This window comes from Pseudosulfitobacter pseudonitzschiae, assembly GCF_900129395.1.
GTDB lineage: Bacteria > Pseudomonadota > Alphaproteobacteria > Rhodobacterales > Rhodobacteraceae > Pseudosulfitobacter > Pseudosulfitobacter pseudonitzschiae.
This window is the reverse complement of record NZ_FQVP01000001.1, coordinates 758,140-779,643: the sequence shown is the minus strand read 5'-3', so window position 1 is coordinate 779,643 and position 21,504 is coordinate 758,140. Positions and strand designations below refer to the sequence as shown.

The 21,504-nt window shown below is 62.0% G+C and carries 18 protein-coding genes; 9 read left to right on the top strand and 9 right to left on the bottom strand.

Features of this window, described 5'->3' with window-relative positions; genetic code table 11:
* Positions 1-45: 45 nt before the first annotated feature.
* Genes BUC08_RS03790 through BUC08_RS03775 form a run of 4 tightly spaced genes read left to right on the top strand, consistent with a single transcriptional unit; the run spans position 46 to position 4,174 of the window.
* A complete protein-coding gene (locus BUC08_RS03790) occupies positions 46-879 on the top strand; it encodes an ABC transporter permease (protein ID WP_037920459.1) in 834 nt (277 codons plus the stop codon).
* A 4-nt stretch (positions 880-883) separates the two neighbouring features.
* Entirely contained in the window at positions 884-1,678 is a 795-nt protein-coding gene (locus tag BUC08_RS03785; RefSeq protein WP_200796191.1) for an ABC transporter permease, read from the top strand.
* A gap of 31 nt (positions 1,679-1,709) precedes the next feature.
* Entirely contained in the window at positions 1,710-2,498 is a 789-nt protein-coding gene (locus BUC08_RS03780) for an enoyl-CoA hydratase/isomerase family protein (protein WP_051693780.1), read from the top strand.
* Positions 2,499-2,503: 5 nt separating this feature from the next.
* The gene (locus BUC08_RS03775) at positions 2,504-4,174 is read left to right on the top strand and encodes a class I adenylate-forming enzyme family protein (RefSeq protein WP_073194121.1); all 1,671 of its coding nucleotides are present in this window, start codon (positions 2,504-2,506) and stop codon (positions 4,172-4,174) included.
* A gap of 118 nt (positions 4,175-4,292) precedes the next feature.
* On the opposite strand, the gene BUC08_RS03770 is transcribed toward BUC08_RS03775, so the two are convergent.
* From BUC08_RS03770 to BUC08_RS03730, 9 genes are all read right to left on the bottom strand, one after another.
* Positions 4,293-5,219, bottom strand: a complete 927-nt coding sequence (locus BUC08_RS03770) for a sulfite exporter TauE/SafE family protein (RefSeq protein ID WP_159436669.1) — start codon at positions 5,217-5,219, stop codon at positions 4,293-4,295.
* Between the two features lie 13 nt (positions 5,220-5,232).
* The gene (locus tag BUC08_RS03765) at positions 5,233-5,688 is read right to left on the bottom strand and encodes a hypothetical protein (protein WP_037921973.1); all 456 of its coding nucleotides are present in this window, start codon (positions 5,686-5,688) and stop codon (positions 5,233-5,235) included.
* Entirely contained in the window at positions 5,685-7,631 is a 1,947-nt protein-coding gene (locus BUC08_RS03760) for an FHA domain-containing protein (RefSeq protein ID WP_051693784.1), read from the bottom strand. The genes BUC08_RS03765 and BUC08_RS03760 overlap by 4 nt, the downstream gene beginning before the upstream one ends.
* 14 nt (positions 7,632-7,645) lie before the next feature.
* Positions 7,646-8,482 (bottom strand): FHA domain-containing protein, encoded by an 837-nt coding sequence (locus tag BUC08_RS03755; RefSeq protein ID WP_037920465.1) that lies wholly within the window; start codon positions 8,480-8,482, stop codon positions 7,646-7,648.
* Between the two features lie 10 nt (positions 8,483-8,492).
* Complete coding sequence (locus tag BUC08_RS03750; protein ID WP_051693786.1) at positions 8,493-9,905, bottom strand: FHA domain-containing protein; 1,413 nt, start codon at positions 9,903-9,905, stop codon at positions 8,493-8,495.
* Positions 9,895-11,067, bottom strand: a complete 1,173-nt coding sequence (locus BUC08_RS03745) for a PP2C family protein-serine/threonine phosphatase (protein WP_051693789.1) — start codon at positions 11,065-11,067, stop codon at positions 9,895-9,897. The genes BUC08_RS03750 and BUC08_RS03745 overlap by 11 nt, the downstream gene beginning before the upstream one ends.
* On the bottom strand, positions 11,064-11,651 hold the full coding sequence (locus BUC08_RS03740; RefSeq protein ID WP_051693791.1) for an FHA domain-containing protein: 588 nt from the start codon (positions 11,649-11,651) through the stop codon (positions 11,064-11,066). Before BUC08_RS03740 ends, BUC08_RS03745 begins: the two co-directional genes overlap by 4 nt.
* A gap of 47 nt (positions 11,652-11,698) precedes the next feature.
* Positions 11,699-14,089 carry a serine/threonine protein kinase gene (locus BUC08_RS03735; protein ID WP_051693792.1) on the bottom strand — a complete coding sequence of 797 codons (2,391 nt, stop codon included), beginning with the start codon at positions 14,087-14,089 and terminating at the stop codon, positions 11,699-11,701.
* Positions 14,090-14,236: 147 nt separating this feature from the next.
* Complete coding sequence (locus BUC08_RS03730; RefSeq protein ID WP_037920469.1) at positions 14,237-15,865, bottom strand: alpha-D-glucose phosphate-specific phosphoglucomutase; 1,629 nt, start codon at positions 15,863-15,865, stop codon at positions 14,237-14,239.
* 283 nt (positions 15,866-16,148) lie between these two features.
* On the opposite strand from BUC08_RS03730, the gene BUC08_RS03725 reads away from it, so the two are divergent.
* From BUC08_RS03725 to BUC08_RS03705, 5 genes are read left to right on the top strand one after another with little or no spacing between them, the layout of a single operon-like run.
* The gene (locus tag BUC08_RS03725; protein ID WP_224769748.1) at positions 16,149-17,840 is read left to right on the top strand and encodes a class I adenylate-forming enzyme family protein; all 1,692 of its coding nucleotides are present in this window, start codon (positions 16,149-16,151) and stop codon (positions 17,838-17,840) included.
* Positions 17,833-18,606 (top strand): enoyl-CoA hydratase-related protein, encoded by a 774-nt coding sequence (locus tag BUC08_RS03720; RefSeq protein ID WP_037920476.1) that lies wholly within the window; start codon positions 17,833-17,835, stop codon positions 18,604-18,606. The genes BUC08_RS03725 and BUC08_RS03720 overlap by 8 nt, the downstream gene beginning before the upstream one ends.
* Before the next feature lie 43 nt (positions 18,607-18,649).
* On the top strand, positions 18,650-19,933 hold the full coding sequence (locus tag BUC08_RS03715; RefSeq protein ID WP_037921983.1) for an acyl-CoA dehydrogenase family protein: 1,284 nt from the start codon (positions 18,650-18,652) through the stop codon (positions 19,931-19,933).
* Positions 19,930-20,703, top strand: coding sequence for an SDR family NAD(P)-dependent oxidoreductase (locus BUC08_RS03710; protein WP_028956545.1), 774 nt, complete (start codon positions 19,930-19,932; stop codon positions 20,701-20,703). Before BUC08_RS03715 ends, BUC08_RS03710 begins: the two co-directional genes overlap by 4 nt.
* A 4-nt stretch (positions 20,704-20,707) precedes the next feature.
* Complete coding sequence (locus BUC08_RS03705) at positions 20,708-21,481, top strand: SDR family oxidoreductase (protein WP_037920478.1); 774 nt, start codon at positions 20,708-20,710, stop codon at positions 21,479-21,481.
* Positions 21,482-21,504: the final 23 nt, after the last annotated feature.

Genomic DNA, 21,504 nt, shown 5'->3' with positions numbered 1-21,504 from the left:
CGTCGGACCCCGATCCTTTTCCTTTACAAGCGTGGGCCACATCGCATGAAGCGTCTTTCCCTGATCTGGTTGTTACTGCCTGCCGCGCTGCTGCTGGCCGCGTTTATCGTGATGCCCACGTTTGATTTGATCCGTGCCAGCATCTTTGACCCCGAATTTACCCTCAAACACTTTCAGCGGCTGGTGGAACGGGGCGTCTATGTGGACGTGATGTGGCGCACGGTGCGGGTGTCCCTGATCGTGGCGGTGATCTGCACAATCGTCGGCTATCCCGTTGCGATGTTTATCAATTTGCAGCCCAAGAAACGTCAGGTTGCGCTGCTGTTCCTGATCCTGATCCCGATGTGGATGTCGGTCCTGATCCGGACATTCGCCTGGATCGTGGTGCTGGGCCGCGAGGGGCTGATCAACGATCTGATGATCGGACTGGGTCTGGCGGACGGGCCTGTGCAGATGCTCTATACCTCGGGCACGGTGATCACCGCGATGGTGCAGATCATGCTGCCGATCCAGATCATCACCTGCTATTCCGCCATGACCGAGATCGACCTGGACCTGATGCGCGCCGCGCGCGTGCTGGGGGCACGCCGCTGGCAGGCGCTGACGCGGGTGTACCTGCCGCTCAGCTATGACGGCACGCTGACCGGGCTGGTGATCGTGTTCATGATGTCGATGGGCTTTTTTATCACGCCGGCACTGCTGGGCGGACGTCAGGACATGATGATCGCCAACCTGATCGAATTTCAGGTGCAACACCTGAACTGGAGCTTTGCCGCCGCCATCGGGATTGTCCTGCTGGTGCTGACCGTGGCGATGATTTTGCTGTTGCGCTGGACCGGACGGTTCGCGTTCCGGCGTCTGCTGAACGTGGGGAGATAAGCCGATGCGTGTGATGCAAACCTCGCGGATGCTGGCCGTCTATTTCTGGGCAATGGTCGTTTACCTGATCTTTCCGATCATCATCGTCCTGCCGGTGTCCTTTTCAGACTCGGAATTGCTGCGGTTCCCGCCAACCGCGTTTTCGATGCGCTGGTATCAGTCTTATTTCAACGATCCTGTCTGGGTCGATGCCACGCTGATTTCGTTCCGGGTTGCCGTGGTGTCGATGGTCATCTCGACCACCGCAGGCACGCTGGCGGCACTGGCGATCAACGCGGTTCCCAAACATCTGGCCGGACCGCTGACCTATGGCGCGACCTTGCCGATTGTGATCCCGCATATCTTTATCGCTTTGGGCGTTTTCATTCTGGCGATCCGCACCGGCCTGACCGACAACGAATTGATGCTGGCGCTGGCCCATGCGGCGGTGGCGATGCCTTTTGTGGTGCTGATCACCAGTGCGGCCATCCGCCAGATTGATCCGACCATCGCCCGTGCCGCCCGTGTGCTGGGCGCCGGACCGCTGCGCGCCTTTCGCGTGGCCACCTTGCCACCGCTGATCCCGGCCATTGCGGCGGCTGCGATCTTTGCGTTTTTCGTCAGCTTCGACGAGCTGATCATCGCCCAGTTCCTGATGAAAGGGTCGGAAACGCTGCCCATGCGCATCTGGGCCGATCTGCGGCTGGACTTCAACCCGACCGTGGCCGCCGTGTCGACCCTGTTGATCGTGGTGACCACGCTGGCGATGGGCGTGGCCGAAACCCTGCGGCGGCGCGCGGCGCGCACGCTGGCCCCTTAATCCCGAAATTCCAAACTCCCGAGGACGACCTATGACCATCAGATATGAAAAAGACGGCCACGTTGCGACCATCACCATCGACAACGGCAAGGTGAACGCATTTACCCCCGAGATGCACAAGCAACTGCATGATATCATGCAAGAGTTCATGGCAGACCGTTCGGTGCACGTGGGCATCCTGACCGGCGCAGGCACCAAGGCGTTCTGTGCAGGTGACGACATCAAGACCCCCAACGGCGTGCAGCCGCCGCAGGACGCGCTGGCCGCGCATTTCTTTCCCTCGACCGACGAAGATACAAACCTGCGTCCCGGCTGGGAACGCGAGTTGCGCAAGATGGAACGCTACAAGCCGATCATCGGTGCGATCAACGGACCTGCGTTGGGCATGGGCGCGATCTACTTGCTGAACCTGACCGACATTCGCATCGCGGCCCCCCATGCCTTCATCGGGCTGCCCGAGATTGCCTATGGCATGGCAGGGGCAGGGGGCTCGACCCAGCTGGCCAAACACGTCCCGCCCGCCGTGGCGCATTGGATGGTGCTGCTGGGCGAACGGATGCCCGCCGAGGATTGCCTGAAGTACGCGCTTTATAACGAAGTGAAACCGGCCGAGGACGTGCTGCCTCGTGCCCGCGAACTGGCCGAAAAGATTGCAGCGCTGCCGCCGATTTCGGTGCGTGTCGAGATGGAAGTGACGAAAAAAGCGATGGACCTGCCAAAGGCGGATGCACTCAGCCTGTCCGCGCATCTGTACCGCCTGCAACGCGCGGCGTTCTGGGCCAGTGGTGAATATGGCGGCACGCCGCTGGGCGAGGAATAACCCCGATGGACAGCAATCTGGATTACGGCGTGGCCGGTATGCAAGCCCTGCGCGTTCAGGCCGAGGCTGCAAGCTATCCCGAAACCCTGGGCGCACTGATCGACGACGCGGCAGCGCGCAACGGCGATCAACTGCTGGCCAAGTGGATCGCGGACGGCCAGACCATGACCTATGCCGAATATGCCCGCCAGACCCGCAAACTGGCGTCCTCGTTCGAGGCACAGGGCATTCGCAAGGGCACCCATGTGGGCGTGATGCTGCCCAACGTGCCGGCCTTTGTGGTGACATGGGGGGCGCTGGCGCGGATCGGGGCGGTGATGATCCCGGTGAATATTTCGTACACAGAAACCGAACTTATGTACGTATTAACCGATGCGGATGCGCAGTTTCTGGTCATGGACCAATCGGCGGTGCCGGTCTGGGACGCAATGACAGAGCACCCCGCGCTGGTCAGCGACACGCGGGTGATCGTACACGGCACTCCGCGTGACGGATCGCAAAGCTGGCAGGCGCTTCTGGATGCGGGTGACGAAGATTATGTCGCAACTTCAACGCTTTCCCGGACGGACTTGTTGAATTTGCAATATACGTCGGGCACCACGGGCTTTCCCAAAGGCTGTATGCTCAGCCACGAATACTGGATCTTGCTGGGCTCGCTGGCCGCCAAGTTCCGCGGGCGCGGCGGTGACGTGAAAAACGTCCTGATCAACGCGCCGTTCTTCTACATGGACCCGATGTGGCAGTTCCTGATGACCATGGTGCTGAACGGCACCGCCAAGATCGCGCCGCGCATCAGTTTAAGCAATCTTTACAACTGGTTGGTGGACGAAGATATCCATTATTGCATCTTCCCGCAGCCCGGCTTGAAAGCTTGGCCTGAAGGACCTGAAGATCGCAAGATAAACCTCAGATATGTCTCGATTTTTGGCTGGACACCAGAGGCGCGCAAAGAAGTCGAACGTCGTTTTGGTTGCGTGGCGCGCGAAAGCTTTGGCATGACCGAAATCGGTGGCGGTCTGATGGTGCCGCCCGAGGCTGGTTCCAAAGCCTATGAACGCACATGCGGCATTCCGGCCGCGTTTCGCGAGGCGCGGATCGTGGACGAAACTGGCAAGGACGTGGTCCAAGGTGAGATTGGTGAGTTGTGGATTGCCGGCCGTGGCTTGTTGTGGGGCTACTACAAACGCCCGGACGCCAACGCGACGGGCTTTTCCGGCCGTTGGTTCCGCACCGGCGATCTGTTCCGGCAGGACGCTGACGGGTTCTATTATATCGTGGGCCGTATCAAGGACATGATCCGCCGCGCAGGCGAAAACGTGGCAGCCCAAGAGGTTGAGGCCGCTGTGGTGTCGATGGAGGGCGTCTGGGAAGTTACAGCCGTCGGCGTGCCGGACAAGATGCGCGGACAAGAGGTGATGGTGGTGATCCGTCCACGCGAGGGCGTGACACCGGACCAGATTGATCCAGAGGCGGTCATCGCGCATTGCGCGTCACGGCTGGCCAAGTTCAAGACGCCAAGATTCATCAAGTACATCGACGAGTTCGAGCGAACGGTCTCCGGCAAGATCGTCAAACGTGCGCTGGTGGACGACAAGACCAATCCACGTGTCGGTGCCTGGGATCGCACGGTGGGTAAGGTTCTGGATCAGGCCGAAGCTGACGCGCAGATTGCGTGATTGACGTGAGCATTATCGGGTAACGTACTGATAATGCTCACTCTATAAATTACATAATATGGATTATACGTTTAACTGGTGCGAACGGCAGCGCGCCCCCCATTTCCTGCACGCAGTACTAGGTAAGCAGCAGATAGATGCTCGACGCGATGATCCAGAGCGACGCCAAGGTCTTGAGCCACAGCGATCCCAAGACCTGCGCGATCTGTTTGGCCAGGAAACCGCCGATGATCGCCCCCGGTATCGCGATCAGGGCGATCTCGATGCGAACCTGTCCCGACAGCAGGTTGTCCCAGACACCACACAGCACACAGACCACCGACACCCAGACCGCGACCGCGATGGCGACCTTGGTCGGGAATTTCTTCAGGATCAGGAAGATCGCCAGAAATTCGCCGATGCCCACCGAGAACAGCGCCGTCACCGCACCACCGATGATGCCCAGCCCCAGCAGCACCCACAGCTCGCCCGGTGTGACGTGCAGCTTGCGCTGGGACGCCGGTTGCCTGCGCTGCGCCCAGGTGAACAGCAACAGCACAGTGCCCAGCAACAGCGAGAATATCTTGAAGTAGAAAATCAGGCTTTTGCCATCGACGCTGACAAAGTTCTGGGTCAGCAGCAGCGCCGGTATCCCGGTGGCCAGTGGTGCCGCCGTCAGCGCCAGCAACGTGTGCGGCGCGATCTTTTCATCCCAGGCCAGCGTATCCTTGACAAAAATCGCCCTGCCCCAGACCAGCGCGCCGACCGACATGCCAAAGCATTGGATCATAAAGGAAACGCCAACGGATTCCTGCGGCGACAGTGATGCGAGAGTTTGCAGTTCGGGCGGCACCATGATGCCGCCTTTTTCCAGTGCGGTGAACACCGGCACGAACACCACGCCGCCACCGGTGCCCGTGGCGTTGGCGATGATGGCACCCATGATGCCCACGGGGAAAAAGAACCACAGGCCGCTGACCACCTCTGTCGTCAGGTCCGACACCTGTACCAGCCAGACATAGGCAATCGCCAGCGCGGCCAGATGCAAGGGCGTCCAGAGGCGCATAAAGCCTGCCATCTCAGAGCTTGCCCAATTGGCCCGCCTTGAACCGCCAGCGGATGAAGAACACCGAAATCGGCCCCAGCAGCGCAAGGAAGGACGGGATGAACACCGTGGCGAAATGGGATGAGGCCATGATCAACCCGTCGGTGCCTGCCAGCGCCTCGGCCGGCAGCCATGGGATCAGACCCGAACGCGCAGCCCACAGGACAAGGGCGAATTCGACGATGGAAAAGAAGAACTGATAGGCAAAGGGCCAGTCGCGGTCCCAGCGCAGTCTTTGCAGGCCGATATAGACCACGTCCATGATCAAACCAAAGCCGGTGACCGTGGCCAGCACGGTCAGCAGGAACACGAACAGCAGGTCCCAGTACAGCGGCAGCCACAGCCACGAAAACAGTGCTGTCAGCGGAATGCCCAGCAGCACGAACAGCAACAGACGCGTCTGGATGCGCCCCGCAAGCGTCGGAATCATGGTTTCGCCCCCCTGCACCATTTCAGCCATTGTCCGGCGGACCGCAGCGGCCCAAGGTTTTTCACGCCATGCGCGCCTTCGGTCACCAGATGGTCGGTGCTGCGCAGCGCCGAATATTGCAGGCCCAAAAAGCTGTCCACCGCCAGGTAAGGCCCGCCCGAGGTCACGGTCCCCGAGGCATAGACGCGGCCGCGCTGGTTGCGCAGGCCCTCGATCTCGAAATGTGGTGTGACGTCCAGCCCGGTGGGCCCGCGTTTTTCAAACCCGTCGCCCTTGCGCGCATAGGCGTGGTTGCGCGGCAACGAGTAGGTTTCGATCAGGTCGTTCAACAGGCTGGACCGCGTGATGTCGCTGATCAGGCCGGTACAATCGACAAGGTAATCGGCGATCAGCTCGGCGCGGTGGCCGCCCTCGCCCTCGACGCGGATCATGACTTTGTCGGGGCTGTCATCATGCGGCAAGATCTCGCGGATCGAGCCGTAGACAGGTTTGTACCACCCCTCTTCCGTGCCGCGTTCGATGATCCCGATCCAGTCGCTGCGTTCGGCCGTGGTGGTTCCGCCCAGCGTGGTCAGCATGGCGCCGCGCTTGGCCTTATCGGCGCGTTCGTATTCGAACCGCAAATCGCCGCCCCAACAGGATTTCGGCCAGTTGAACGGCTGAATCTCGATGTTGGTGCGCACCTGTCTGCGCGCCCGGCCATAGCGTGCGCCGCTGGTCGGGTCCAGTTTCGAGCGCATCGAATGCAGGATGGTGATTTGGGGGTTGCGTTTGCGCGCCTCGTGCAGGCGCTGGATGATCCGGCTGGCGACGATCCCGCGTCCGCGCACCACGACATAGACCGGCCCGTTTGCGGCCTCGGCGGCGTCGTAGATCTGGTCGTGCGGCGCATAGGCGTTGTGGACCATGTGGCGGTGATCGGGATAGTTCACGATAAACGTCTGGAAATCATCGACAAATCGCGTGGCCGGATAGCCTGTGGCCAGATGTAGCACATCGGCGATGATGATGCGGCGGCGGTCCGCCTCGGCCACCGCAGGATCGCGCATCGTGTAGGCCACGGCATAGCGCCCGTCGTTCAGCTTGCGGATACAGCGCGCCTGTCCCTGCCGGTGCATCGCGGGCCAGTCGATGCGCCGTTCCTCGCGGTCCAGGCTGTCGAACACGTCGCCTGCGCGCGGCGTATAGCTTTCGGCCAGTGTCGGTTCGCCAAAGACCTGGAAAATCCGCTTGAATCCGCCCAGACGCCCGCGCAACAACCCGCCAAAGGCCTCGCGGCTGGCGTATCCGGGAAAGCCCCAGATGTTGTCGGGCGTGGACAGCGAATTGGACCGCAGCCGTTCGTGGTCGGGGATCTGGCTGTCGCGGCAGTAGCGTTTATAGGTGGCATAGCTGACTTTTTCGGTGCCGATCACTGCAATGTCGCTGGACGGAACACCGTAGCACCGCAGATGATCGACAAAGGTGAAGGACCCCAGCCCGCCGCCAACCGCACAGAACTTGCGTTCCTCGATCGGATAGCCGTGGCTGTGCAAGGTGCCCACATCAACGAGCGTGTCATCGCCAAAGACATCATGGGGAAAACCCTGCGGGGACACGGTGGTCTCGGGCTCTGTCACGCCGAAGCTCAGGGAAGTAACCTCAAGCCGCCAGCCGGGAATGTCGATCACATCGCCCTGCCCCAGTTCGGCCAGACCCACGCGCATGTTGTTGACCTGCGTGCCGTTGGTGCTGTTCTGGTCGGTCAGCATCACGCGGCTGTCAGAAACGGTCAGGTCAAAATGATGGCGCGAGATCAGGTCGCCCTCAAGCACGATGTCACGCTCGGACGAAGAGCCGAATGAGATCGTGCCGGTCTCGTCAATCTCCAGCGGTGCGCCCGGCCCTCTGGGCTGGCCTGCAGAGTCCAGCTCGATCACGTTGAATGTCAGCAAAACCGTCATGGGCGTCTCTGTTCCTATCCGATGAACCGTGTGTGCGCGTCACCCAGACGGGTGCCGCAATACACGCAGTTCTGGCCGGGTTTGTAGTCGTTCAGCATCAGGCAAGTGTCGTTGACACAGGCCAGTTGCCTGTCCGCTCCTGCCCTGATCAGGTGCAGGTGCCCGCCCTCAAAGGTCAGCAAGACCCCATGTGCAACCGGTTCGGGTTGGTTCTGGCCGATCTGGCGGCGGTTCAGTTGCGCGGCAAGGCCGGTGGTGGCGACCGCGTGCATGTGCCCGCTGTGGTCGGGGGCGATGACCAGTGCGACGCGGCTGCCAAGGGCTGCGAGGATTCCGTTCAGATCGCCGTGGCGGTCGTAACTGTATCCGCCCGCCAGCGCACCGCCCGCCACAACCAGCGGGGTACGGTCCAGCGCCACGCGGTGCAGCTTGCCCGCCAGCCGCACCTCGGCGTGCAGGTTGCTGTTTGCGCGGGGCGCACGCGGCGGCTGGCTTTGAACGCGGATGTCGAAACCAACCGTGTCCAGCATCACCTGCAATTGCGCCGGAATGGCCATCGTATTGCCCTTGCCGATCAGACGCGCGGTGTTCTGTTGCGACACGAAAACGCCATTGGTCGACTGGTCCGCGATCAACAGCGTGCCGTCGGCTTCGGCGCTCAGCGTCATATGCTGGCGCGACACGTCAAAGCGGTTCTGTGCCAGCGGATGCGCCACCCCTGCCCCGTCGATCAGAGCCACGGCACCGCTGTCCCCGTCGCGGATCAGGCGCGCGGGCAAGGGCAAGCCCTGTTCGGACAGCACGGTACGTCCGGCCTCTTGGATGGTTATGGAGACGCTCCAGCCGCGCATGTCTCGCTCCTCAGTCGTTGGGATAGCCGAAGGTCAGACTGACCTCGCCCAGTTGCAATGTATCGCCGGCCTTGACCTCGGCCGACGTGACCCGCGTGCCGTTGACCAGCACGCCATTGAGGGAATTCAGGTCCACGATTTGCATGGCACCGTCGCCGGTGACCGAAAGTGTCGCGTGGCGGCGTGACACGGACGGATCATCCAGAACGATGTCGGCGTCCCCGGAACGGCCCAGCGTCGAAATGGACGAGGTCAGGTACAGATCCTCACCGTTTACGGTGGTCAGCACGCCGTAGACCTTGACCGGGTCGGGTGTTGGCACGGGGTCCGGCATCGGCGTCGGATCTGGCTCCGCCATCTCGGGTTGTGGCGGTTTGCGACGACCACGCAGGCCCAGAAGCAGGATCAGGAACAGCAACGCGCCGCCGGCAATCCACCCGGCCAGCGGGATGTTGTCGATCAGCGACGCGGCAGGTTCCTGCTGCGGCTCCCTGGCCGCCTCTTCCTCGGCCGCATCCGGCCCGACCGGCGCGATCTGATAGCGCAGGCTGCGTCCCGTTGCGGTGGTCAGCACTAGCGTGCCCTCGCGGACAAAGCCCGCGTCAAAGCTGACAACACCCACGCCTTCGCCCAGTTGCGCGATCCGGCTCAGATCCTCGGTGGCAAAATTGGCATTGCCCGGCGCCGTGCCGAAATACAGCCCGCCTGTTTCTTCGGCCATCCGTTCCAGCGTTTGGGTGTATTTCGTTTCGCTGGCCCGCAGCACAGCGCCCAGCCCGTTGACCCGCACGCCCATCTTACGCGACCGCTCGGACACGTCTTGCAGGGTAAATGCGGTGTCTTCTGCATTGCCGTCAGAGAACAGGACAATGTCACGACGCCCGTCAGGCGCGGCTGGCAATATGTTGAGTATGTCCAGCGTCGCCTCGTACAAGTTGGTGGTCTGCCCGTTGGCCTGAATGCCAGCAATCGCCTGTTGCAGCACGTCGCGGTCGGTTGTGGGCGCCTGCACTTCGGCAAAGTTCTCGTCAAAGGTGCCCAGGCCAATCGGGGTTTGCGGCGGCACCAGTTCGACCAGCGCCCAGGCGCTGTCCAGCGATTGGCGCAGGATCGCGGCGCGCGCGGGGTTCGATGTGTCGAAGGCCAGGAAGAGCACGCGCGGCGCATCCGCGTCGGGGGCTTGCAGTTCGGTCGGCTCGGCGGTGAAGCTGTGCGCAACTTCGGTGCCGTCGGAGAGGGTCAGCGTGGTCCGGGCGATGTCGGTGCCACCGGGAAAGAATACGGTGCAATCATGCCCCCCGTCCTCGGTTGCGCGACAGTCCAGCGGCGCGATTTGCGCCCTGCTCACCTGAGGCAGCCACAGGGCCAAAGCGGTGAGCAGCGCCACCGCCTTTGGTGCGCGAAAAAAGGTGTTATCTGCCACTGCTCATGCTCCGGTTCTGGTCATAGCCAAGATATTTATCCGTTTCGCGGCCGGCACTTGCGGATGCACGTTCCGATGTCACGGGGTATTCAGACATTTGCATCCGACCCGGCGCCGGTCGGCCGAAAATGTAGAGATAGGCCAGCACCAGGACGACCAGAGCGGCCACGATAACGCCGGCGATCAAGGCCAGCGGCAGCTTGGACGGAGTGGCTTGCCCCGCAGGCGCTGCGGGCTGCGGGGCGGCTTGCTTGATCTGCTCGGGGTCGGGTTCGGGCATGAACGTCTCGACGCTGCGCACGGCGGCGGCGGCGGCCTTGGGCCGTTCGCGGGTGATCTGCTGGGGCCGTCCGCGTGGCGGCGGTGGCGTGTCGGTCTGGCGGGCAAGTTGCAGCACCAGAATGGCGATGTTGTCCTGATCGGGATCGTCCAGCGCCTCGAGCGCTTGCATCAGTGCGGTGCATATCTGCTGCGACGACGCACCCGCCTGTTCGGCCAAAACCTCGGCAATCATCGCGTCGGACAGGAATTGCAGACCATCGCTGGCGGCAATCACCACGTCGCCCTGTTGCAGCTCGGTGGCGGTCTCGGGCGCGTTCTTCAGCTTGACCTTGCCCCCCATCAGCACCGAGGTCAGCGCATTGCGGTTGGGATGGTTCAGCGCCGCTTCTGGGTCAAGCTCGCCGTCTTCGACCATCTTGGCGATGATCGGGGCCATGGAGTGATCTTCGTTGATCTGGCGCAGCGCGCCGTCGCGGTACAGGTACAGCGGGCTGTCGCCCACAGACACCCAATACAGCCGGTTCTGGAACATGACGGTGGCCAGCAACGTGGCCCCCATACCCTCGCGGTCGGGGTTGTGTTCGACATTGTCGGCGATGGTTTCATTGGCACGGTCCGCCATGCCGCGCAGGCTGGCAGGCAGGCCGTTCTCGGCCCCCGGTCCGTCGCGCAGACGGTTCTGCAGATCGAATGCGACTTCATAGGCCACCAGTTGCGAGGCGACGTCCCCCGCCGCCTGCCCGCCCATGCCATCGGCCAGAACGGCAAAGCCCTGTGCCGCGCCACCGCCAAAGGCGGACAGCAGGCAATCCTCCTGATAGTCCCGCCCGCCCTGCGACAGCGCAAAGGCCGTGTCGTAATGAAACCGCGCCTTGCTCATGCGTCGGACCAGTCGAAATCAGGGCCACACAGCGCGCAGAACCGCATGGTCGTGGCACCCAGACGGATGTTGTCACCATTGGCCAGCGGCTCTGAGTTCAGCACCGGTTTGCCGTTCAGGCGCACAAGGTTCTGCTTACCGCCGTGGCTGACGTGGAAATTGCGCTCTTCATCGTCGTAGATCACATAGGCATGGGTGCCGCGCGAAATGCTTTCGTCGCCGAAATCCACCTGTACGGCCTGATCGTCGCCACGCCCGATGGAGTTCATGCCATTGACCAACTGCACGGCCTTGCCGCGGCCGGGCCCCTTGTAAACCACCAGCCAACCGACCACGGGCAGGCTGTCGTCATCGGCGTCCATCGCCGGTGCCGCATCCGCGCGGCTGCCGCCATGGCCCAGGGGCCGCGTTTTCGGCGGGCTCTTGCGCGCGGTGGATTCCGGGTCGGGCGTCATCCGCACCTCTTCGGCTGGCGTGGTCGCCGCGCCTCTGCCCGCGTTGTCGCCCAGGGGCCGGGTTTTCTTCGAGGCACTGCCTTCGGAGTCAGGCAGGTCCGACGAGCGGTAAAACTGTTTCTTTTCCATCTGTCTTTCCTTTTGAATTCGGTCCCGGAGAGGGGCTTGTGATCGCCTCAGGCGGCGGGTTTCGGACGAAAGAGGAACACCGCCACAAGGGCAAAGACCGCCCCCAGGCCGACGCTCAGCAAAAGTTCGTGGTGCGAGGGGGCCTCGGTATAAACCTGTTCGGCAAGCAGTACGGGCAGGATCTGGAAGCCCAGCAAGAAGGCCGAAACGACAGGCAACCAGCGCCGTTCAGGCACCGGGCGCGCCTTGCGGGCCTGACGGGTGATCAGCGCAAAAATCACACCGCTCACCGCCAGAAACGCTGCCGCGAACCACGGTACATCGCCGTCCACGTCAAATTTTTCCCCGATGAAAAGCCTTATGGTCTCAAACGAATACAACGGGTCGCCAAAGGTGAACATATTCGCCACCGAAGCCACCGCCAGAGGGATCAGCGCACCGGTCATGACCAGCGTGGCCCATGACAGGAAGCCGCTGGGATGGTCCCCTGCCGGTGCCCGTTTCGGCGGCGCATCCTTGGGTGCGGCGCGCGGTTTGGGCTTGGGCTTTGGTTTCGCACTGTCTGTTGCCTTGGCCGTTTCGGCGTCACGGGTCGAAAGGGTCGTGAACCGTGCAAAGGCATCCAGGGTCGGGCGCTGTCCGGGTCTGGGATTCAGCGCCGCGTCGATGGTGTCAAACAATGGCTTCGGGCCGAACATCGTGGCGGGGATCTTGCGCGTGACGTCGGCGGCGGGCGGACGACCAGTCAGGCAGGCGAACATGATCGCGGCAATCGCGTAGACATCCGACGCCTCTGTCACCGCCACATCCGCCGCCAGCAACTCTGGCGCGACATAGCGGGTCATCGCCGCAGGCACGTTTGCAGCAGCAACCTTGGACGACATCGGCACTGGATCGAAATCCAGGCGCAGCTTCAGGTGCTTGCCATCGACCACGGTGAAATCGTCCGGCGTCAACAGGCCAAAGGCCTTGTTGCTGCCGTGAAACAGCCGCGCCTTCTCGATCAGGTCGCGGGCCCAGTCACGCAGAGTTTCGGGGGCAACCAACGGTGTCTTGTTCAAGGCCCCCGAATTCTGACGCGACAACGCAGTTGCCAGAAAGGCCGTGAGCGACGGGGCCTTTGCAGGCGCGGCTTTTTCGGGGGCAGGTTTGGCCGTCTTTGCCTCTGCCGCTTTGGCCCGGTCTTTCGCGGGGGCCTTGGTGTCCATCATCGCCAGCCATTCCGCGGCGGTCTGACTGCGGTCGGCCATGCGCAGGGACATGCATTTGTCGATGGCCGACAACAGGCCCTGCGCATGATCGGGATATTGCCCCGACAGGGGCACATAGGGGTCCGCCTCGCCGTTTGATATCATATGCTGGCGCATGTCCGCAGCAGGCGGCACAGCGCCCGTAATCACGTGGTAAAGCGTCCCCGCCAGCGCATAGAGATCGGTTGCAGGCGTCTGCAAGGCGCCCGCGATATAAAGCTCGTTCGGAGAATAGCCGTCCTTGACCACGGGATGTGTCGACACGGCGCGGCTGGCCTTGGTCACCTCGGCACGCGCGGCGCCAAAGTCGATCAGCATCGGCTGGCTGTCCTCGTCAATCATGATGTTGCCGGGCGACACGTCACGGTGCAGCATTCCGGCGTCATGCACCGTGGCCAGCGTGTCCAGCATCGTGCGCGCCAGAAACTCCACGAACTCGGGCGTCAGCGCCTCGCGGTTGTGCTCAAGGTTCCAGTCGATGTCACGGCCGTGGACCCGTTCCAGCACCATATAGGCGGTGCCGTTTTCCTCGAAACAGCCTTTGACGCCCACGATATTGGGGTGGTGCAACTGTGCCAGCACCCGCGCCTCTTTCACGAACAGCCGGATGCACTTGCGCAGCGTCGGCTGCTGGTCGCGGGTGGCGGCGCTGACCCGGGTATCACGCCGCCGCGAGATCGAGGCGGGAAAGCATTCCTTGATGACAACCGAACGGCCCAGGTTGTCCTCGGCGAAATAGGTGATGCCGAAACCACCCGCCGCGATATAGCGTTTGATTGTGTATTGCCCGTTGGCCAGCGTGGTGCCGTTGGGCAGCTCCTCGCCCAGGTCCTCGTCTTCCCACTGGTCATCCTCGGCGATGTCCGCGTCACCCGAAGGGGCATAGTCGGCGTTGGACGCATGATGCACGCGCCCCTCGCTGTCCAGTTCGGCCCCTTCTTCGGCCTGCACCACGTAAAAGGCGACGGCGGGGCTGTCGATGGTCTGACCCACGGCCAGGAACGGATGAACAAATCCGTCATAGGGTGCTTTCAGCCCGATGCGGCGTCCGTTGGCATCGCGCAATTCATAAGCGATGGACCCTTTGGGCACCCACATCTGTTCGGAAATGCGGCATTGCGAAATTTCGACCGGATAAATGACCGATTGGGCCCGTGGAGTTGAGACCTTTCGCCAGTTTTCAAACACGTCAATCGCCTATTGGTTTTTTGCGGCCTTTGAGCAAAGACCTGCCAGAATGGGCGTAGGTTAAAAGACGTAGTTGCGCGATGTAAAGCGTTAATCCCGGCGCAAACTGCGGGAATTCATGTGTAAATTCGCAGCTTTGCCGTGTGGTCAGGTGATCACGTCGGGGGTGTTGCGCCCTGTCAAAGCAGGCAGGTCGCTGACCTCAAGCGCTGCCTTGCGCACCTGTTCCAGCACCTGTTCAACGGGGGCCGCGTGATCGCCGTCGTCCACGAATTGCTCAAGATAAAGCCGGATGGTTGCCCCTTCTGTACCGGTGCCCGACAGGCGGAACACGGCACGCGCGCCACCGTCAAAGAACAGGCGGATGCCCTGCGCGGCGCTTGTCGATCCATCGACGGGATCGGTATAGGCGAAATCGTCTGCCTTCGTGACGGTCAGCCCGGCAAAGCTTTGCCCCGCCATGGTGTCCAGTTGCCCGCGCAGGTGCGTCATCATCGCCTCGGCCCGCGTGCTTTCGACGGCTTCGTAGTCATGGCGCGCATAGTAATTGCGCCCGAACCGTTGCCAGTGGTCGGCCTGAACCTGTGCCACGGTCATGTCGCGCGCGGCCAGAATGTTCAGCCACAGCAGCACAGCCCACAACCCGTCTTTCTCACGCACGTGATGCGATCCTGTGCCGGCGCTTTCCTCGCCGCAGATGGTCACCCGGTCCGCGTCCAGCAACGTGCCGAAGAATTTCCAGCCCGTTGGCGTTTCAAAGCAGGGCACGCCCAACGCGTCGGCGACGCGGTCGGCGGCGGCGCTGGTGGGCATGGAACGGGCAATGCCCGCGATCCCGTCCCGGTAGGCCGGCGCCAGATGCGCGTTGGCGGCCAGTATCGCCAGGCTGTCCGAGGGGGTGACATATGTCCCCTTGCCCACGATCATATTCCGGTCGCCGTCGCCATCTGACGCGGCCCCCATGTCTGGCGCTGCCTCTGACAGCATCAGGTCCATCAGGTCCTTGGCCCAGATCGGGTTCGGGTCGGGGTGACCCTTGCCGAAATCCTCGGAGGGGGTGCCGTTCACAACGGTGCCTTCGGGCGCACCCAGGGTGCCCTCAAGGATCTTGTGGGCGTATGGTCCGGTGACCGCGTGCATGGCGTCGAACCGCATCGAAAACCCGCCCGCGAAAAGCGCGCGGATGGCGTCGAAATCGAACAGGCTGGCCATCAGGTCGCTGTAGTCGACGACGGGGTCCACCACGTCGATGACCATATCGCCGATCCGCGTCTGGCCAACCGTGTCGAGGTTCACATCCTCCACATACGCAATATCATAGCTTTCGATTGCCAGCGTCGCGTCGTAGATCCTGGCTGTCAGCGCCTCGGACGCGGGACCGCCATTGGCCGCGTTGAATTTCAGGCCAAAGTCCGCATCGATGCCGCCGGGGTTGTGGCTGGCCGACAGGATGAAACCCCCGTCGGCCCCGTTCAGGCGGATCAGGTGCGAGGCGGCGGGCGTGGACAGCAAACCGCCCTGCCCCACGATGACCCTTGCCGCGCCTTGGGCTGCGGCCATTTTCAGGATCGTCTGGATGGCTTCTCGGTTGAAGAATCGACCGTCCCCACCCAGCACAAATGATTTGCCCGAACCACCGCCAATCGCGGTGAAGGTCGCCGCGACGTAATTTTCCAGATAATGCGGCACCATGAAGCTGCGCGTCTTTTTGCGAAGGCCAGAAGTTCCCGGTTTTTGGTCATTGAAAGCGGTGGTGGAAATCGTCTTAACTGTCATAGCAGGCAGCCTTTTGCGGCGTCGGTGTACCGGTCAACTTGTCACGTGCGGGGGGCCAGTTGTCAACGCAACGTAAACGCGAAGTTTCCCCCATCGGCGGTTTTTCTGACCTTACGTCGCAGCGAAACGCAATTCCATTCTGCGGTATTGGCAGTGCGTTCTTTTGGGCCTAGGGTTGACCCTGAGGAACCGGGAAGGAGGAAGTCCCGGTCCACAAAAATGGGAGGATTCACATGGCCGTTTCCATGTACGCAAGCCGCATGGCAGGCCTGCGATGACTGCTATGAGCTATGATCAGGCAGCGGCCCATGTGACCGCCACCGACCCGACCTTTGAACTGACCACTGCCAATATTCGCGGCGTCGATTACACCGTTTACAAGAACATTCCCGGTGACGTTGCGGCCATGATGCGCAACAGCCGCGAGGTAATGGACAACGGGGCGGCAGAATACCTGGTGTTCGAAGGGGAGCGCTGGACCTTTGATGCATTCATTGGCGATGTGAACCGGCTGGCCCATGTTCTGGCGACGCGGTTCGGCGTGACGCGGGGCACGCGGGTGGCGCTGGCCATGCGCAACAGCCCCGAAATGCTGCTGGGCATGATGGCGATTGCGTCGCTTGGCGGTGTTGTGGTGTTCCTGAACGGTTGGTGGACCACCGAAGAACTGGACTATGCGCTGCGAGACAGCGCGGCCAAGCTGGTTCTGGCCGATGGCGACCGCGCCGCACGGCTTGCCCCGATCGAACAGGCGCTGGGCCTGACGATCATCGGCACGCGCGACGCGCAAACGCCGCTGCGGTACAGCGATCTGATGCAGGGTCTGGGCGAAGTCGCGGCACCTGATGTCACCATCGACACCGACGACGACTTTGCAATCATGTATTCCTCGGGCACGACGGGCAAACCCAAGGGCGTGGTGCAGACCCACCGTGGCGTTGTGAATGCCGTTTATTCGTGGCTGCTGACCTTTGTCATGGGCCCGCTGATCGATCCGCCCGAGGACCCCGACGCCGTGGCCCCGCGCCCTGCCGTGCTGATCGTCACGCCGCTTTTCCATGTCACCGCCACCCACCCCAGTTTCATGCTGAGCATGCCTGCCGGCGCCAAGGTTGTGGTGATGCCGAAGTGGGATGCGCGCAAGGCGGTCGAGTTGATCCGCGACGAAAAGATCACGCGATTTCTGGGGGTGCCGACGCAATCCGCCGATCTGGTGGTGGCCGCCCGCGAAATGGGTGAGGAACTGCCGTTGCTGACCTATATCGGCAGCGGCGGGGCCAAACGGCCCGCGGCACAGGTGGCCGAGATTGCGGGCACGTTCAAGAATGCAGCCGTCGCCACCGGCTGGGGCATGACAGAAACAAATGCCATCGGCATCGGCATGCTGGGCGACGAATACCTCGAGCGTCCCGGCGCGGTTGGCCGGTTGTACCCCGCGGTTCAGGAATTGAAATTTCTGGATGATGCGGGCCATCCCGTCGGCGTGGGTGAAGTGGGCGAGATCACTGTCAAAAGCCCCTGCAACATGCGCGAATACCTGAACAAGCCGCAGGCCACAGCCGAGGTGTTGCAAGACGGCTGGCTGCGGTCTGGTGACCTGGGTTATATCGACGCCGACGGCATTGTCACGATCGTGGACCGCAAGAAAAACATAATCATTCGCGGCGGCGAGAACATCGCCTGTCTGGATGTCGAAGGCGCATTGCACCGTCATCCCGCCGTGGCCGAGGCCTGTGTGTTCAGCGTCCCGCACGACCGTCTGGGCGAGGTTGTGGGCGCAGCCGTTCAATTGCGCGCGGGGCAAACCGCTGACGAGGAAGACCTGAAAGCGTTCCTGCGCGATCACATCGCCAAGTTCAAAGTGCCCGAGCATTTCTGGTTCCAGTCGGAACCGTTGACCCGTGGCGCCACCGACAAGATTGACCGCCGCGCCCTGCAAGCGGCCTGCCTTGGAAAGGACAAAGCACATGCCTGAATTCGTCACCACCGAAGTCCGGGGTCCGATCCTGATCGTAACCATGAACCGCCCCGAGGTTTACAACGCCGTGCATCCGCCGATGCATATGGAAATGGACGCGATCTGGAACGATTTCCGCGACAACAACGACCTGTGGGTAGCCGTGCTGACCGGTGCGGGCGACAAGGCGTTTTCGGCCGGCAATGACCTGAAATACAGTGCGTCCGGCAAGGGCGGAAAGATCCCCGACAGCGGCTTTGCCGGTCTCGCCAAACGGTTCGATCTGGACAAGCCGGTGATTGCCGCCGTCAACGGATTTGCCATGGGCGGCGGATTTGAAGCCGCGCTGGCCTGCGACATCATCATCGGCGCGGACAACTCCACCTATGCCCTGCCCGAGGTCAAGGTCGGCTTTTTCGCGGCCACCGGCGGCGTACAGCGCCTGTCGCGGTTCATGTCGCGCACCAAGGCAAATGAGCTGCTGTTCACCGGTCGCCACATGGACGCCACCGAGGCGCTGGGCCATGGCATCCTGAACGCCGTGGTGCCCCAGGCCGAGCTGATGGACGCCGCCATGAAGATGGCCCAAGACATCGCATCACAATCACCCTCGTCCGTACGCGCCACCAAACGTGTGTTGAACGACCTGGCCCGCGCCGAGGGTTTGGATGACAGCCTGGCCTACAGCTACGAGGTGCTGAGCGGGTTGATGAAAACCGAAGATCACCGCGAGGGCGTCACCGCCTTTGTCGAGAAACGCAAACCCAAATGGGTCAACAGATAGAAATCGAAAGAGAGGGCCGAACATGGCAAAATCAACGCCGGAAATGAACAACCTTGAGATGTCCGAGGGCAACAAACCGTTGCTGAACGCGGTCATCCGTCACATCCATGACAACGTCGATCCGATCACCGAAGAATTCTATCGTCTGGGCGAAGGCCGCGCCGATCGCTGGTCCTATGCGCCGGGTCAGCTGGAGCTGTTGGAAGAGGCCAAGCAGAAAGCCCGCGATGCAGGTCTGTGGAACTTTTTCCTGCCCAACGCCGAAACCGGCGAAGGCCTGTCGAACCTGGATTACGCCTATATCGCCGCTGAACTGGGCAAAAGCCCGCTGGCACCCGAAACGCTGAACTGCTCGGCGCCCGATACCGGCAACATGGAAGTGCTGGAACGTGTCGGGACACAGGCGCAAAAGGACAAATGGCTGAAGCCGTTGCTGGCCGGTGAAATCCGTTCGGCCTTTGCCATGACCGAACCCGATGTCGCCTCGTCGGATGCCAAGAACATCTCGACTTCCGCCGTGCTGGAAAACGGCGAATGGGTCATCAACGGCGAGAAATATTATATCTCGGGTGCCGGCGATCCGCGCTGCAAGATCATGATCGTCATGGTCAAAACCTCGCCCGACGCGGAAACCTTCCGTCAGCAGAGCCAGATCCTCGTGCCCATCGACACCCCCGGTGTTGAAATCCTGGGGCCGATGCATGTCTTTGGCCATGACGACGCGCCGCACGGACACATGCACATCAAGTTCACCAACGTGCGTGTGCCCGAGGAAAACATCCTGTGGGGCGAAGGCCGTGGCTTTGAAATCAGCCAGGTCCGCCTTGGACCGGGTCGTATCCACCACTGTATGCGTTCGATCGGCCAGGCGGAAAAAGCACTGGACCTGCTGATGGACCGTGCGTTGAACCGCGAAGCCTTTGGCAAGCGGATCGTGGACCTTGGCAAGAACATGGAAACCATCAGCCGCGCGCGGATCGAGATCGAGGCGATGCGCCTGATGGTCCTGAAAGCGGCCAAGGCGATGGATGTGCTGGGCAACAAAGAGGCCCGCATCTGGGTCAGCATGATCAAGGCGATGGTGCCGGAAAAGGTCTGCGACATCATCGACCAATCGATGCAGGTGCATGGTGCCACCGGTCTGTCGCAATGGTCGCCCCTGTCGTCCATGTACACCGGCACGCGGACGCTGCGTTTTGCCGACGGCCCCGACGAGGTCCACCACCACGTCGTTGCCCGCGCCGAAGTGGCCGAGTTCCAGGAAAGCAACGAACGTCAGCTTGCCGCGCACGGCAAGGCCCAGGGCAAGGTGTTTTCGGGACCATGAGCAAGATGTTCGATCTGACCGGAAAAGTGGCCCTTTTGACGGGCGCGTCCAAGGGCATGGGGCTGGCGATGGCCACCGCATTGGCTGAACACGGCGCGACCGTTGTGATCTCTGCGCGCAAGCAGGATCAACTGGACGAAGCGGCCGCTGACATCAACAAGGCTGTGGGCGCTACGCGCGCCCACGGTGTTGCCTGCAACGTCGGCTACAAGGACCAGCTTCAGGCGCTGGTCGATCAGACCCGCAAGATCGCGGGGCCCATCGACATCGTGGTCGGCAATGCGGGTGTGAACCCCTACTACGGCAAGACCTCGCAAATCCCGGACGATGCCTATCACAAGACCATGAACGCCAACGTGTTGTCGAACCAGTGGCTGGCCACGATGGTCGCTCCCGACATGATCGAAAAGGGCGCGGGTTCAATGATGTTCACGTCATCCATCGGTGCGTTCAAACCGTCGGAAATGCTGGGCACCTACGGCATGTCGAAACTGGCGTTGATCGGTCTGGTGCGCAATCTGGCACAGGAATTCGGGCCGCAAGGCATCCGGTTCAATGCCATCTGCCCCGGTCTGGTCAAAACCGACTTTGCCCGCGAACTGTGGGACAACCCCGAGGTCGAAAAGCGCATTCAGGGTGAGATACCGTTGCGCCGCCTGGGCGAGCCGGACGATTTCGGCGGCCTGGCTGTCTATCTGGCGTCGGATGCCAGCAAATACATGACCGGACAGGCGCTGACCGTCTGTGGCGGCTCGAACATGTGGACATAAGGCGATGGAACTGAAAGATAAAATCGTCGTCGTCACCGGTGCCGCCAGCGGCATAGGGCGCGCCATGTGTGTGGCCTATAGCGCCGAGGGTGCCATTGTCATCTGCGTTGACCGCGATTTCAAAGGGGCCAACGAGACCGCCAACAGCATCGACGGTCTGGCCATCGAAGTTGACGTGTCCAGCGAAAAGCAGATCGTCGCGATGATCGACCGTGTCGAGGACGAAGTCGGCCCGATTGATCTGTTCTGTTCGAACGCCGGTATATCCATTGCGGGCGGTGTCGAGGTGGACAACGACGGCTGGCAGCGGATCTGGGACATCAACGTGATGTCCCATGTCTGGGCCGCGCGCAAGCTGGTGCCGTTGATGACGGCACGCGGTGGTGGCTATCTGCTGAACACCTCGTCGGCGGCGGGTCTGTTGAACCAGGTGGGCAGCGCCCCTTATGGTGTGACCAAACACGCGGCTGTCGGTCTGGCCGAATGGCTGGCGATGACCTACGGCGATCAGGGGATCAAGGTTTCGGTCCTGTGCCCGCAGGCGGTGCGCACCGAAATGACACGCGGTCACGAAGACCACGTCGCCGCCATCGACGGCATGATGGAGCCGGATGTGGTTGCACAGGCCTGCATCGAGACGATCCGCAACGAGACGTTTCTGGTTCTGCCGCATCCCGAAGTCATGGGCTATATGCGCAACAAAACCGAAAACTACGACCGCTGGATCGGCGGAATGCGCAAGCTGAACCGCAGGTTCGGTCAGTTCAACGACGCCTGAACACGCCACCTCAACCGCGCGGG